This window comes from Candidatus Woesearchaeota archaeon (genome assembly GCA_021735165.1).
Lineage (GTDB): Archaea > Nanobdellota > Nanobdellia > Woesearchaeales > 21-14-0-10-32-9 > JAIPET01.
This window is the reverse complement of the sequence record JAIPHP010000010.1, coordinates 10,995-28,155: the sequence shown is the minus strand read 5'-3', so window position 1 is coordinate 28,155 and position 17,161 is coordinate 10,995. Positions and strand designations below refer to the sequence as shown.

The window sequence follows — 17,161 nt, the reverse complement described above, 5'->3', positions numbered from 1 at the left end:
TTTCCGATAAGAATAAAAACGTTTACGTGTAAATCTATTTGATGTAATCTTCAATATTCTTATGATCTAAAACAATTCTTTGTTTTATATCTATTTCATCCATTAAATTTTTTTGAATGTTTTGAATATAAGTTGAAAGAGCTCTGGCTCCTGAACCATCATAAAAAGCTTTCCACGCGATAAAATCAAGAGCTGAATCTTTAAAATCTATTTCAAGATTGTAAGCATCAAAAAATTTTTTTGTTTTAATAACTAAATTATTCTCTGGTTCTATTAATATTTTTTTTAGCTCTATAGCTTCAAGCTCTTTTACAAATGTTCTGAAAGGGATTCTGCCAACAAGTTCATTTATGAGCCCATACTGTCTTAGATCTTTAGGAGTTACTTGAGAATAAACATTTATTTCATCTAATTCGTAGTTTTTATGAGTATTATGAGTTACAAAGCCTACATCGTTTTTTTTATGAGAAGAATATCGTTCTAAAACCATGTCTTTAAGACTTGGTATGTTTTCTTTTTCATTGCCTAAAAATGCTCCTGCGCATATAAAAAGTATGTTTTCTGTGTTAATTTTTCCTTTTTGGGTTAGAATATTTTTTCCTTCAAGAACTTTAAGTAAATCATATTGAACTTCAGTGGTTCCTACAGAAGAGTCTCTTGTCACAGGAGCTAATTTGTCAATTTCATCAATGAAAACAATTCCTTTTTCTATTTCATTTATAGTGTAGTTTTGAACGAAATTTTTAAAATTTTGATCTATTTTTTCACCTACATACCCTGACGCGGTTAGTGCTGTTGCATCAATTGATAACATGGGCAACTTAAGAATTTTGGAAAGGTTGCTTACTAAATATGTTTTTCCTGAACCACTTGGTCCGAATATTAGGACATTAGATTTATCACCAACACCTTTATTTATTCTTGATTGATGTATAAATCCTGCAGCTGCAAGAACATTTTTTGCTTCGTATTGATTCACAACATATTTATCTAGTTCTTTAATAATTTCTTTTTTTGAAAGAAAACCTTTTTGTGTTCTTACTCGTGGTCTTGAAGCATATGTGTTCGTATTTGAGTTTTTTGCATAATTCGTTGATTGTTCTCTTTTTGAGGAATTTTCTTTATTGTGTGGATTTTGAGATTCTGGACTTTTTTTGGAGTTGCTAGTTGTATTTTCAGAGGTGGTTTCTTTAGAGTTGTAGTTTTCTTTAGATTTTGTTTCTTTATTATTTGTTTCTTTATTTTTTTCTATTTGAGACTTGTCCGACATTAGTTTGTGGAACAAAATTAAAATATTAATTAAATTATCTTTCATTGTTTTAGAATACTTAAACTTATTTTTAATATTTATCAGCCAGAATTCGGAAAAAAACTATAGATTTCCGAAAATTCTGCGGTTATTAATTTTTTTCTCTGATTCTATTTATTCTTGCAGTGGTGCATGAATATTATTATCATCATGAACGCTGTAAATGCCATTAAAGGTATTGTGATATACCCATAATGAAAAGCATACTTTGAAGTGCAGCTCACAGCGTCTGCTGAACAACTTGTTATTATTGAGAGTCTTTGTATGCTGTAGTGATATAGTGCTATTAAACTACCTATTATGCTAATAGGGATGACGTAATTTTTTATCTTGTAATCTTTTTTGTATAGAGCAATTCCTAATATCAAAACTAATGGGTACATAAGTATTCTTTGATACCAGCATAGTTCGCAAGGCGTATAATTGGCGATTTCTGAATAAAATAGGCTTCCTAACATCGCCATTAGTGCCGTTATTAATGAGAATTTTAAAGCGTTTTTGGTGAAGAACTTACTTATTTTGTTTTCTTTGCTAAATAGTTTTATGTAAAGGGCATGTACTAAAAATAGAATTATAAAAATATTGCCTACTAGTGTGAGTGTTGATAATATTATATTTCCGGTTTCTATGACCATAGAAATTCAAATTAAGGTTTTAATTATAAAGTTTTTGAAGAATGTATTGATATGAACTTTTTTTGAGAGTTTTTGTAAAAAGAGGGTATACTTTTAGATTATACTTTCAAACTTGTGACTTTGCTTTGTCCGTGTTCGTTCATGCTTATGCCGTATAGTTGTGTTGCTTCTCCTATCACTCCATCATTATGAGAAATCATTATGTACTGGGCTCTTCTGCTGTATTGTTTAACTAGTTTTGCGAGTCTTTCACTATTTTTTTTGTCAAGTGCTGCGTCTACTTCGTCTAAGACGTAAAATGCTGCTGGTTCGTGTTCTTGGACGGCAAAAATAAATGCTAAGGCAGTCATTGTTTTTTCGCCTCCGCTTAATGAACGTATGTCCATGTATTTTTTTCCGGAGAGTTTTACTTTTATCATCAGTCCTCCGTTGAATGGGTCCTTTTTATCTTCTAAGTCTAATGTTGCTGTTCCTTTTGTGCTTAGCGTTCTAAATATTTCTTTAAAATTGTGGTTTACGACTTCATATGTTTTCATGAATAATTCTTTTTTCTTTGAGTCTACTTCGTTTATCATTATTAGTACGTCATTTTTTTCGCTATTAAGTTTTTCTTTTTTTTCTGTTAATTTAAAGTATTCTTTTTCTACGTTTTCATATATTTCAAGGGCTTTCATATTTACTGCGCCTATGCTTTCTCTCATTTTTTCAAAGTCTTTTATTTCTTTTTTTATTTCTTCTATGGGTTTATTTTTGTATAGTGGTATTCCTTCATACTGTTTGTATTCCTCTTCTAGTCCTGCTAATTCTGCTTTTACTTTTGCATTTTCCATAGCAATTAGGTTCATTTTTTGTTCTTTTTGTCTGTTGTCGTCATTTTCTTTTAATATTTGGTTTTCTAGTTTGTTTATTTGGTCTGTTAGTTTATTTCTTTTGTTGAATAGGTCTTTGAATTGCGCATAGAATTTTTTTTCTGATTCTTCTTTTTCTTGTAGTTCTTTGGTTTGTGTTTTTACTAAGTCTTTTAGATTTTTTTGTTCATCTTTAAAGTCTTTTTCTTCTTTGTCTAGTTGTTTTAATATTTTTTGTAGGTTTTCTCTTTCAGGCCCTAGTATTGTATCTCTTTGGGCGTCTGTGTTTCTTATTTCCATGTTTAGTTGTTGGATGTTTTGGTTTAGTTCGTTTTGTTGTTGTTCGTAGCTTGTTAGTTCTGCGAGTAACCTTGGATTTCTTAATTGGTTGATTTGTTCTCTAAATGTTTGTTTTTTTATTTTTAATTGGGCTAGTTCAGAATTTTTTTTCATTATTTCATTTGTCAATTGGTCTATTGTTTTTTCTTTTTCTTGCAGTTCTTTACTTATGTCTTTTTTCATTGATTTGTCTGCAGTGGTGTCTTCTGAGTCTAGTCTTAGAATTTTTTCTAGTTTTATTATATCTCCTTCTAGATTTGCTTTTAGTTCTCTTAATCTTGTTATTAGTTCTTCGTTGTCTGTTCTTTTTTGTTGCAAGCTGATTGTTACGTTCTCTAGTTCTGTTATTTCTTTTTCTAATCTGTCTAGTTTTTCTTTTGTTTCTTTTTCCATGAAGCCGACTTGTCTTTCTCTTTGTCTGTGACCTCCTTGCATTGCTCCGCTTGTTTCTATTAGGTCTCCGTCTAGTGTTACCATTCTTATGGTTCCAACACCTATTTTTCTTGCAGTTGTTATGTCTTGAACTACTAGTGTGTTTCCAAATACGTATTGAAATGCTTTCTCGTGCTTTTTGTCGTAGGAAATAAGGTCTATTGCAGGGCCTATTACTCCTGGTGTTTTAATATTGTTTTGTTGTTGATCAGTATTTGTTGTTCTTATTTTGTTTAAAGGTATGAATGTTGCTATGCCTCCTCTTGTTTTTTTTAGGTAGTTTATGCATTTTGCCGCTGTTTGATCTGAATCGGTGACTATGCTTCTCATTCTTCCTCCGGCTGCTACTTCTAAGGCTAGCGCGTGTTCTGCTTTTACATTTCCCAGTTCTGATATCAGTCCGTATACGCCGGGGTCTTTCATGCTTAGAACTGTTTGTATTGCTTGTCCTCCTGCTAGGTGTTCTCTAATGCTTTGAGTTCTTGCTTTGAGTTTGGTTTGTTCTTCTTTTCTTGATAGTAATTTTTGATGTGCGTTGCTTATTTGACTTGCTAGACTTGAGTCTTCTGTTAGTGATTTGTTAAGGTCTAGCGCTGCTTTTTTGAATTCTATTTTGTATTGTTTTAGTTTTTCTAGTTGTCCTTTGTTTTCTTTTTCTATTTCAAGCATTTTCTGCATTTTTTCATCTATTGTTTGCAGTCTTGTTTCTACTTTGTCTTTTTCTCTTATTGTTTCTTGTTGTTTATCTCTTAGTTTGTTTATTTCTTCTTGTGTGATTTCTATTTTTTGATCTATTTCTTCTATTTGTTTGTCGAATTCAGAAGCGTTCTCCATTTTGTTTTTCTTTTTGAATTCAGAAATTTTTTGTTGTATTGTTTTGATTTGTGTTTCTTTATGTTTTATTTTTTCTTTGAATTCTTTTTTTGAGTTTTCTAGTATTTTGAGTTTTCCTTCTATTTCTGTGAAGCTTCCTGTTTGTTCTTTTCTTCTGGTTTCTATTTTTTCTAGTTCTTGGTCTATGTTTTTTATTCTTTGGTTGTTTAGTGCTAGGTCTACTTTTAGTTGTTCTACTTTTTTGTGTATTTCTACTTGTTCTTTTTCTCCTTTTTGTTCTACTTCTTTGTTTATTTCGTTGACTTGTTCTTTTGTATTTGTTATTTCTTCTCTTCTTAGTTGTATTTGGTCTTCTGATTTTGCTATTTCGTTTTTGTAATTTTCTATTTCTTTTTCGTGTTTTTCTTTTGTTGCTGTTTTTTCTTTTGATTGTTTGTCAAGCATTGTTGCTTTGTTTCTTTTTATTTTGTCGTCTAAATCTTTGAATTTCATTGCTTTGTCTCTGTCGCTCTTTAGTTCTTTTAGGTAGGTTTTTCTTTCTGCAAGTATGATTTCTGCTTCATTCATTTTTTGTTCTACTCTGTCTAGTTCGCGTATTGCTTTGAGTTTTTTTTCTTCGTATATGCTTATGCCTGCTATTTCTTCTATTATTTGCCTTCTTTCTGTTCCTGTCATTTCTACTAGTTTTACTATGTCTCCTTGCAGTATTATGTTGTATCCATCAGGGTTTATTTTTGATTTGCTTAGCATGTCTAGAATTTGTTGTCTTGTTCTGTTTTGCCCGTTTATTTTGTATACTGATTGTCCTGATTGTTTTATTATTCGTGTTACTTTTATGATTTTATCTGTGTTGTTGAATATCTTTTTTGTGTTATCAAAGTATATTGAGACTTCTCCTTCTTTTGCAGGTGTTTTTTTCTTTCCACCATTGTATATCAGATTCGCGGTTTTTTCTGCACGAAGACCTTTTGATCCTGCTTTTCCTAATACGAAACATATTGCGTCTAATATGTTTGATTTTCCGGATCCGTTTGGTCCTAGAACACAGTTGAAATCGTCACCGAAGGGGATTTCTGTTTTATTTGCAAATGATTTGAATCCTTTGAGTTCGAGTTTTAAGACTTTGGTCATTGTTTTTTCACTGCCTCTTTTAGTATTTTCTTTGACAATTTAGTACTATTTAAATTTATCTTAAATTATTTTTGTTTGTGTAAAAACAGCTTTTTTTTAAATAAAGCTTTAATGTTTGTTTTTGCTTCGTGTTTATTTTAGTTTTGTTTTTTAGTTTTGTTTTAAAATCAATGAAACTTTTATAACAACTTTTTATAATGATGTTTTATGGTGTTTTTTTATATAGGTTTTTTATGTTTTTTTCTTTAATTAGTTCTCAATTCTTCTTTAATTCTTTTGTATTTAAAAAATTGTCGAGAAAATAAATCAGGGACTTGAATTTACTAATTATTGGTGGTGACGCAAATTTATATATATTTAATTTTCCAAAGTTATAATTATTAACGATTTTAGTGTTAAAATTGTTATTCAAGATAGCGAGGGGGTTGCTAATATGAACAACAAGCTTGTAAATTATGGGTTATTAATTATTTGTTTGATTATTTTTACAACAACAGTTTCTGCTGAGACTCTAGTTCTCAATTTGAACAGTCAAGTTTATTCAACAGGAGAATCCGCTAAAGTTTTTGGCTATACTTTAGATGATAACTTTGGCGCACTAAATAGTACGCCTATAAGTATCTATTACGATGGAACCCTAGTATATTCTGGAGCAAGTGATATTAATGGATACTTTGAATATTATATAAATAATGTATCTATAGGATCTCATAATGTTACTGCTAATACCTCCCAAGCAGAGCAGTTCTTAACATTTAGTGTTGTTCAAGCCAAGCCCACTTATCAAATCATTGCAAGTTCATTAGTTGTTCCTTTTAGTAATCCAGTTCTTAATTTTACTGTGAACGAATATGAAGGTTTAGTTCTCACATCAAATCCTTATAATTATACAGTTTTCTATGAAAATGGTTCTACAGTAAATACTTATGCAGGTATTAGCGGTGTATCTGAGCTTTTGACGCTTCCTTCAGTTGCCGGAACTTATACTATAATTGTGAATGGCCAAAAATCTTTTACGGTGTCAGTTGCAAAATTCACTCTTAAATTCAAAATAACGGACTCTGTAGGTAATCTTAAAGACACTTTTAAACCAGGAGGCATTGCTTATTTTGAAGTAGAAGGATACTCTAATGGACAAAGAATTACTAATGCTACCGTTACCGCAAAAGTTACTGATCCAGCAGGAACTGTTAAAACAGTTTCGTTTGCTGAATCAAACGGTATTTACAACGGCAATACTAATGTTACTCAAACAGGCACTCCTATACAATTAAGAGCAGGAGAGTACAATGTTGAATTCATAATGAGAGATAGATCCAATAACGAACAAAAAGTTTTTGGATTCTTTAAAGTTTTAGGTTTAAATGTTGATGTTGATTTGGTAGATAAAAAACCTTATGTTTCTGGTGAAGTTGCAGAGTTTGATTTGATAGTAAAAGATTTAACAGACGGTACTCTTTTAGATCATGATGAGGTTACTTATTTTTTCGAATTAGAACAAAACGGCAAATTTTATGATGTTAGTAGCGTAGTTGCTTCTTCAGATTCAGATCCTACAACAACGTCTGTAGTTGCATATACGGTTCCTGCTTCTTTAGAAGATGGCGCTTATTTTTTAAGGGTTAAAGCAGTAAGTTCTGGAAAATCTGGAAGTTCTAATGAATATTTTGAAGTTTCTAACACTCAGTTATTTATGAAATTAACAGATTATTATGATGGATTCAGAGATATTTTTAATCCAGGAGAATCTGCAAAAGTCAAATTTGAATCAAATACTAATCTTTCATTTGCTGTGCTTGAGATTTATAATAGAGATGGCGTTCTTCAAAACACTTATAATGTTAGCATTTCTTCAGAAAGCTCTAGCGAAATTTCTTTTAATGTTCCACAAACAACTGAGAAATATAGAGCTAAATTAACAGTAACAACAAGTGATGGAAACACAGTTGTAAGGGACAGATGGTTTTCTGTTCAAAATTATCAATCTTTTATGGATATGAGAAATTTAAATAATGAATTTCAGTTCGGTTTTCAAGCAGGAGAAAATTTTTTAGGACATATCAATGTTTTTGACATAGTTAATAATGAACCTGCAGATCTGACTGGTTTTACTGTTAAAATAGATAAGCTTGTAAATGAAGAAAATCAAAAAGAATACGCCAATGTTAATGCCATAAAAAATAATAGTTTAAGCGATGAAGATGTAGGCATATTAGTATACAAGATACTGCCTCCCTCATTAGATAATGGTATTTACAGAGTTGAATATACTTTAGTTGACACTGCAGGTAAAAGCTTTAATGGAGAAGGCTGGTTTGGAATAAGTGCTTTTGACGTTGATGTTTCAACTTATGGTTCTAATGGTCAGAGAAAAGAAGTATTCGCCTCAGGTGAATCAATAAACATTTCTATTCAATTATCTACAAACAAAAATGGAACTGCCAGACTCCACAGAGATTTTTATCCAGAAGCAACTTTTGAAGTAATAAATGGAAAAGGTTCAGTGGTATTGTCAAGCACTGCAAGCTCAAATAGTTTGAAACTTCCTTCCGAATCAGGTTTCTACGGTTTTGGAATAGATGTTGAAACAGATGATGGAGAATCAGGATTAGGTAATGGATTCTTTGAAATTAGAAATTTGAATTTCAGAAGCATTAATGTAAGGAACAACGGAAAATTTGCTCCTGGCGATAATATAATTGCAGACGTAACAATAGAAAAACAAGGTTCATTAGTAAATCAAACAAATGTTACTGTGGCAAGAGTTTTTAGAGCATCAGATTTTTCAGATGTCACTTCAAGAATTACAGATACAGGTGCTGCGCTTACAGATCAATATGGTGTCACTACGATTACGCTTTTACAAAATAGTAATTTAGAACCAGGAGAATATTTTGTAGAACTACAAGCATCAAAAGGCACAGATTTAACATTTGGCGGATTTGGATTTAGAATAGTGGAAGATAAAATAATTGTAACAATAAATGATGCAGACAAACAATTTAGCCAAACGGACAATATTGAAATAAATGTTAAAGTAACACATCAAAATGATACTCCAAAATCAAATGTTACCGTCAATTTAACAGGACTGATGAATTTCAATACATGGGCTCCAGTTGCAGCAAACAAACAAGCAACAACTGCTTCTAACGGAGTAGCAACAATAACAGTCTCTGCAGCAAACTACAATCCAGGAAGGTACGCTCCAATCCTAAGCATACAAGAAAATTCAGGCAACTTTATAGGATTTGGCTCTGGAGAATTTGAAATTAAACCCTTTGATACAACAGTTTTCTTCACAGATAACAAAGAATCATACTCAACAGGAGAAACAATCTATGTAAATATAAGCGTGACAGGAGACGCAACTGTAACAACCACAATTAAAGACATAACAGGAAACACTGTAAGTGGAATAGATTATTATTATTCAAACAACCTTTTAACTATAAATAATGAACTAACTCCAGGACCTTATTTTGCGGATGTAAGCATAACTCAAAGTGGAAAAACAGTAACCAAAACACTATGGTTTGATGTAATTGCACCATGGATGCAAATAAATCCTCCTTTAGACCCAACATTTGGCTCTAGCGATACTATAAACATAAATTACACCGTTTTTACAAATGGTGTAAATGGCATAAATGATGCTAATGGCACAATAAATATTACGACAATAGAAAATATGTGGACTGGAGAAGAAATCCCTGTAGGCATATCTTTTAACGGAGAAGGAAATGATATTTATTCATTAGATTTAACTTCATACGCGCTTAGTTCAGGAGACTACTTGTTAAATTTTGAAATACTAGAAAATCCAGAATTTACAAACAACATGTATTTTAGAATAGATAATAATGTAAGAATATTCGTCGAAACAACAACAAATTCAAGCACCCGAAATGCAACAATAAATTTCACAATCAATGGTCTGAACACTCCAGACATATGGCTTGAAGGATACTGGAACTATCAGACTTGGGAATATACAGATGTGGATCCTGATCAACTAATGGCTTTTGGCGGAACAACAGAATTCCAACTAACAAATTTAGAAAACGGATTTTATGAAGCAAACTTTAGAATAAATGAAAGCGGAGAAGTATATTATTGGAACGCTTTCTTTGACATAAGATACAAAGATGTACAAATAGACGCACCAGAACAAGCTAACGTAAATGAAATGGTACAATTCAACATAACTTCAAGCTTAAATAGAACAACAAATTTTTGGATACTAGATCCATTTACAGGAAATGAATTACTAAAAAGAACAATAAGCCCGGGATTAACAAACATAAATTACACTTTTGACTACAACGGAAACTTCGTTTACAGCTACGGCGACACAAAATGGGATGCATTTCCTAACGGAGAAAACATAAGAATAATACAATCAGGATTCAATGTAAATTGGCCTCATGGAAACAACAGATACGTATTAACCGATAATAGAAACTTCACATTTAACGTATCTTCAACATTAGCGAATGCATCATTAACTTTAACTTTCAAAAACTTATTTACAGGAACAAAAACTATAAAGACAGACCTTACAACAGCAGAAACCTCAAATCAAAACAAAATATTTAGTTACAGCTTAAACGACTTGAATCTAACATCAACAGGACCTCACGATATAATACTGGAATTAGATGATGGCTCAACAAAAAAACCAAAAGAATACTTCTTCATAGACATATACCCGGACAACTATGAAGCATGGGCATGGACTACACAATGGGAATACCAAGCAGGAAACCCTGCACAAATACAAGTCGATATATATAATATAACAGACAACTGGCAACCTGTAACTGCAGAAAACATAGATTTGGCAGTTCTAAAAGATATTTATTGGAGTGACATGGACTCTAGTAGATACACATTTACAACTTCAGGAAACACAGCAAACATAACAACGGACAACTTTGAAACAGGAAACTACCACGCAGAACTAAACGTAACAATAGGAGGAACTCCAAGAATTATACCTGTCGATTTCTTTGTAAAAGGAAATGATAATCTAGAAGTATTTTGGGACCAGGCAAAATGGGATTATTCAACATCGGAAAATTACACTTTGATAGTAAAAGTAAGAGATGCAGGTCAACCAGTCTCAGGAGTTCAAGCACAATTTGTTAGGTTAGAAACAAGACCTGAAAATTGGGATGATGAACCAACACAAATAGTAGTTCCAACATCCGCATACAGTTTCACACCTGAAAATCAAACAGCAACTAATGGCTCCGTAGAATTCAAAATGGACTTATCGCAAATACCAAGCTTAGAAACAGGAGGATACACAGGACGACTGCTTGTGGGAGGACAAACAATATGGTTTGATTTCCAAGTAAGAACATACGCAGTAGACGCATACACAACAGAATGGGAATATGGTATAACTGACACAATAGAACTTAATGCAAGAGCAAGAAATATAGACGACTGGCAACCAATAGAAGAAGATGGAAATATACAAATAGAAAAAATACTAAAACACGAACCAGGAACTTGGGAACCTCAAGAAATTCCAATAAGTGCATTCGGATTAACATCCTCGACGTTTGATGTGACTGACGGAGAAGCCCTAATAGAATTGCAGCCAAATGCTTCAGCGCTTTTATTAGATAATGTGTATGAATTTGAAATCAAACTAAAAATGAATTTAACATCAAGCGGAGTCTCAAATGGTTGGTCATGGTTCAGACTAAGCAACGGCACAAAACCAAATGCTCAAATCATAGATGGAACAGGATCTGTACCGGATGTAATTTTTGGAGGACAAAGTTATACTTTACAATTAACAGGCGCAACAAATGCAACCTTAAGAAACATATGGGGTCCAAACGGGAAATCCTATAATGAACCTCTAATAAACACAGGAAGCGCTTTGGAATTAAACTTTACAACACCTCAATTCCCTGGTTGGTACACCATGGAAATAGAAATAATAAGAAGTGAAGGATTCTCAGAATTCATATACGAAGACTTCATAATAGGAAGCGGAACAGAAATGACAACATTCATGCCTAATGGTGAAAACATAATACCTGAAATAAATTTTACAGTGGTTGCTGAATTATTTGGAGAATCAGACGAAGATCCATTTTGCCCAGATTGTAACTCAGGTTCTTGGTTTGGACCATTAGCTAACAAAACAATAACATTAGTCGGTATAAAAGACCTACAAACATTCCAATTAATAGATGTATCTCATCTTGGAATAAACCAAACAACAAACGACTTCCCTGACTTTATGATATCTGGCGGAGATCAAAGTAATGAAGACAACGTTATTTGCTATGATTTAGAAACCGAAGAAGAGTGCGACACAAAAGATTATTGCGGTTGGTTATATGATGATCCTTCAGAAACATACTTCTGTCAAGATCTATCTGTCGTGTGCGGAATAATAGATTCAGAACAAGAATGTGTCAATACTGGTTGTTCATGGAACATGGACTCTTGCATGTATTCAGGAGAACAAGACATGATGGGCGGAGGCCCGGGAGAAGGAGAAATGATGGGACCATATGAAATGCCAGGCATGGCAGTATTCACATTAAACCCTACAATACTAAACTTAACTCAAGGAAAAAAATACGATTTAGTATTTGAATACATAGATGATGATAGTGAAGAATACCAAAAAACACAATTCGTACAAGTAGAACAATTCCACGTATCAATATCAAAAAATACAGTTAATTTGCAACCAAAAAGCACACAAAATGTGTGGGTGCTAGCAGCAGATTTACAAGGAGATCCGCTAACAAACTGCACTATAAGATTCACAGGAATGTACGATGAGAAAAATTACCAACTAGTAAAAACGATGAATGTAACAGGAAATGTAACAGGAAATGGAACTTACGAATTTTCATACATAACACCTTCCTTGCCAGGTCAATATCTTGTTGAAGGAACAGCATCATGCACAATAAACAATGAAAGAAAAAGACAAGACATAGCTTACTTTATAGATGTTGGAACAAAATCCCTACAAGTAGATATGAAAACAAAATTTGCTCCAGGAGAAAATCTAAAAATAGATATAACAACAACTGATAGAAACGGAAATCCAATAAGTCAAAAACTAGACTTGACTCTATTCCACGATTTAGACTATGAAGGATCAATACTGCCTTTAAGCGGAGTAGATTGCACTTCTTTAGAAGCTGCACAAAGTTGGGAATCTGGAGGAGGATGGGCTCCTAATAGCAACTTGCAACTAGAGACAAATAGTTTGGGAAAACTAGTATTAGAATTATGTCCTCTGCCGGACGGAGAATACTTCGTAGACATATTTCCTCTAATGGAATTTATGGAATTCAATGATCAAAGAGAGGACATAGGATATTTCCAAGACTTCATCGTAAGCTCAGGAAACATAGAGGTTAATTCAGACTTAACTTACACCATAGGAGACACAGTAACATTAAACATAACAGTTACAAATGACTACGGAGAACCAATCAACGGAACCTTAACCACTATAGAAGCATTGCTTGAAGACTTAACAGGATTCAGCGAAATAATAGTATATGAAAATGAATCTCTAAATCTACCTTTAACACAAGGAAACGTAGAATACTCATTTACAATACCCTCGCAAGGAATAGATGAAGAAACAGAAAACATAACAAATATAACAACAGGACCTGTAAACGTGCTCTTAAGAGTAATAGGTGCAGATGGAACATCATACTCTACAGATAATTTACAATTTGTAATAATGGATGATAACGTTTCAACAATAACTGCAAGCGAAACAGTAGGCGTCAATGAACTAATAGACATACATATAGAATCAACAAATGATAACAGACTAAAAGCGATGATGGGAATGTTCTTCCTAAAAGACAACACAGAAAAAGAAAAAGAATGGTTCGTAGAAGGAGGCGTATTCCTAAAGAATGATTCTGAGAATAACAAAAGCTACGCAGATTTCAAAATATTAAGTCCGTCAGAACCAGGAGAATATTATTTAGGAATGCCTATAATGGACATATCAGCGTCAATGGACTCAGAAGGAGCATTTCAAAAAATACTCATAACGCCAATAACAGTAAAAGTAGAAACACAAACAGTAAACGGAACAGTACATTACCTAGAAAATAACTCTCCAGTCTACAACGCAAAAATAAAAATAGGAAAAGCAGAAGTCTTTACAAATGCACAAGGACAATATTCTGTGAATGTAGCAAAAGGATTCAAACAACTAATCTTAGAGAAAAAAATGAGTGATGGAACAAAATACTTCGTAAAATCCGATAACTTACTAAACATAACACAAGACGTCTCAAACCTAACAGTTTACATATACGACATAAATATGGATGCGGAACTAAACGAAACAATAATACAAATAACTCCATCAACAAACTTGACAACAAAAAAAATACTAGTAACAACAACAATGAACAACACAGGAAACAACTTCGTAGACTTAGATAATTCAGATTTAAGCGTAATAGCCGCATCTGAAGAACTAATAACTACAAATGTAACTCTAAATGAAACAACAATAGAAACAACAGAAGTAACGCCAGAAAACATAACTAGAACTGAACCTTACAAAGTGCTAATACAACTCAAAAAAGATGTGACAAATGAAATTTCAATAATACTGCAAAATTCCCAAATTCAAAACGCAACAATATCCGCGCTATTAGAAAAAGAATACGAAGTAAACTCTTCACTAAGCGGAGGAATAATACAAAATTACTGCGGAGACGGAAGATGCGCGATAGAAGAAATATCAACTTGTTCCATAGATTGTAGTGGAGTTACAGACATATGCGGGGATGGAAATGTAACAGGATCAGAGAATTGCGACGGACAAAACGTTAACGGAATGACCTGTTCAAATTTCGGATACACATCAGGAACACTAGGATGTATAGATGATTGCAGAGGATGGAATTTTAGCCAATGCGTATGGGAAACCCCCGGAGACTTAAATGACACAAACCAAACAAATGAAACCCAGGAACTAGAAGAACTAATAATAAATAATGCGAATACAGTAGCAAATGACACACACATGCTATTTGAATTCCAAATAGAAAACTTATCTAATTCGCCTTACTGCAATGGAACTTCAATAACAGAAGAAGAATTCGAAGAATGGGTAGTGGGAATAAACAGCACTAACGGTGGATGCGACGACGAGGGTTGTTGGCTTGAAGAAGACTACGCAGCAATAATAAGCGTGAATAGCTCAGGATACAAAGAAAACGAACTAGAATACTGGAACGGATCTTCAATGACTGTAAATGAATCAAAAACATTCTCTACAGAAATATCTTGCCAAACAAACCAAATCTTCATAAACATACTAAAAGAAGACATAGGAATAACATGCGGAGTAATACAACTACGATACGAAACATGGTATGGTGATGACTCCACGGAATTCTACAACATCCAAGACAGCCTACTAGATTCAATTGGTATTACCTGCGAACAAGAACCTTTACCACAATCAGAAAGACAAGAACTAAACATAACAAACGCAGTAATAAACAAAAATGATACAACAACAGAATTCCAAATGACTCTGCAGAACCTCTCCACAATCTCTATGTGTGGAGGAGAAAACTTAAACATGGGCAGTTTTGAAAGATGGCAAATAACCTTTGACAACCAAGCACCAGGAGGTTGCAATATACCAGAAGAATGCAATGGAACAGAAGATTACAAATTAAATGTTGAAATGAACTACAACGGAACACAAAACCCTGAAGCAGCATACTGGAACGGATCAGAATTTGTCACAAACAACACACTAACAAACGCTATGGATTACTACAAAGACTGCAATACAAACACAATAACTTTTAGAATACCAAACTCTCAAGTACAAATAGATACATGCACAAACATAACTGGAGTATTTGCAACAGAATTCGACGATGGAATGAACTCAACAATAATATCGACAATGATTTCAAACGCATTAACAGACTGTGGAAGCGAAGAACAAAACACAATAAACATGACTGTAACAAAAACAGCACTACAACAAACAGTTGAAAACGGCAGCGTAATAACATTTGTCATAAATATAACAAATCAAGACATTATCAATGCAACCAATGTCGAGCTCATAGATATGTATGGGGGAATACCTGAAGGAATACTTGATTTCGGAGATGAAGCAAATCCAATATATACATACTACAACGAATCTTTGGACAAAATTATATGGTATCTAAATATATCTGCTGGGCAAACAACAATGATAGAAGTAAATTTTACAGCAACAAATCTTGGTAATGCAACTAATAATGTGACGTTGTTAGATAATCAAGGTGACTTTGTAGACTTTGATGAAGAAATAGTTGAAGTAATTCCTCAAAGCCAAGGAGGCCAAGAGCAACAAGGAACAATGAATCTTTCACTTTCAAAAACAGCTATTGAAAACAGAGTTGAAAATGGAAGCATTGTAACTTTTATAATTAATGTTACAAACATAGGAACTCTAAACGCTACAAACTTCCAACTCGTAGATATGTATGGGGGAATACCTGAAGGAATACTTGATTTTGAAAATGAAACATATCCGTTGTTTGATGATTATAATGAAACATTAAACAGGATAACTTGGGATTTAAACCTAAACACAGGTCAAGCATTCATAGCAGAAGTGAACTTTACAGCTGTTGATGTAGGTAATGCTACTAATAATGTGACTTTACTAACTAATGAATCAAATGTTTACAGCTTTACAACAGAAACAGTAGAAATTATACCTGGAAACCAAAGCCAAGAACCACAAACAGCGGGCTTATCAGGAACAGTAACAGGATCAATAATAGAAAACGCAACAATAGAAATAATAAACACAAGCAATATGCAAACAATAGCAACAATATACACAAACAATGAAAGCATGTTCAACACATCTTTACCTCCGGGAATATACGATTTGTTCATAATGCTACCTGAATACTACGATTATTCAGATATAGAAATAGAAGTAATGGGCCTAAACATAACCGCGCAAGAAACGCTCAACGTAATGGTTCCACACATATCAGGAGACATATACATAAATAACGAACCTGTTAATGGATTAGTTCAAATAGATAATGGAACCCAAGCAAATATAAGTGTGCTATTTAATAACTCAGACAATTACTCAATGAACGTCTCTTTTGATGTCAACGCTTCATTAATAGGAGACACAACATTATATCCTGCACCAATAACAATCTTAGGTCCTCAAACTGCAGAATTCCTAGATACACAAAGAACACCGACAACAATAGGAATAAACAACTTATCTTTTGACTTTTTTATGGATATACCACAAGAAAATGTATTATCAGGAACAATCGCAAACAACATAGGCCAATTAGGAATATTCCTAAATGAAATAAGCTTTCCAGTGAACGTAACACCAATAATAACAGGTCCACTAAGCTGTTCAGGAACACTAGACTGCACAGCAATACAAGATAGTGGAAATTGTACTACTGTTCAAAACGCAACTTACGGAGCATGCACATGGAATACAAATTCATCAACCTGCATAACTGTAGAAAGCTGCCAATACATAAATAACTCAGAAGGATGTATGCCTGCTGACATAGATATAGGTTGCACATGGAGCTGAG

4 protein-coding genes are annotated in these 17,161 nt (G+C 33.1%); 1 reads left to right on the top strand and 3 read right to left on the bottom strand.

Annotated elements, in window-relative coordinates; genetic code table 11:
* Window positions 1-34 precede the first annotated feature (34 nt).
* From K9L97_03445 to smc, 3 genes are all read right to left on the bottom strand, one after another.
* Entirely contained in the window at window positions 35-1,315 is a 1,281-nt protein-coding gene (locus K9L97_03445; GenBank protein MCF7872064.1) for an AAA family ATPase, read from the bottom strand.
* Window positions 1,316-1,419: 104 nt separating this feature from the next.
* Entirely contained in the window at window positions 1,420-1,944 is a 525-nt protein-coding gene (locus K9L97_03440) for a disulfide bond formation protein B (GenBank protein MCF7872063.1), read from the bottom strand.
* Between the two features lie 98 nt (window positions 1,945-2,042).
* Complete coding sequence (gene smc / locus K9L97_03435) at window positions 2,043-5,528, bottom strand: chromosome segregation protein SMC (protein MCF7872062.1); 3,486 nt, start codon at window positions 5,526-5,528, stop codon at window positions 2,043-2,045.
* 433 nt (window positions 5,529-5,961) lie between these two features.
* Here smc and K9L97_03430 point away from each other — a divergent pair, with 433 nt between their 5' ends.
* Window positions 5,962-17,160 (top strand): DUF11 domain-containing protein, encoded by an 11,199-nt coding sequence (locus K9L97_03430; GenBank protein MCF7872061.1) that lies wholly within the window; start codon window positions 5,962-5,964, stop codon window positions 17,158-17,160.
* Window position 17,161: the final 1 nt, after the last annotated feature.

Bases quoted from the DNA above. Each gene is read 5' to 3' on its own strand.
- K9L97_03445 (MCF7872064.1), bottom strand. From the start codon at position 1,315: ATGAAAGATAATTTAATTAATATTTTAATTTTGTTCCACAAACTAATG.
- smc (MCF7872062.1), bottom strand. From the start codon at position 5,528: ATGACCAAAGTCTTAAAACTCGAACTCAAAGGATTCAAATCATTTGCA.
- K9L97_03440 (MCF7872063.1), bottom strand. From the start codon at position 1,944: ATGGTCATAGAAACCGGAAATATAATATTATCAACACTCACACTAGTA.
- K9L97_03430 (MCF7872061.1), top strand. From the start codon at position 5,962: ATGAACAACAAGCTTGTAAATTATGGGTTATTAATTATTTGTTTGATT.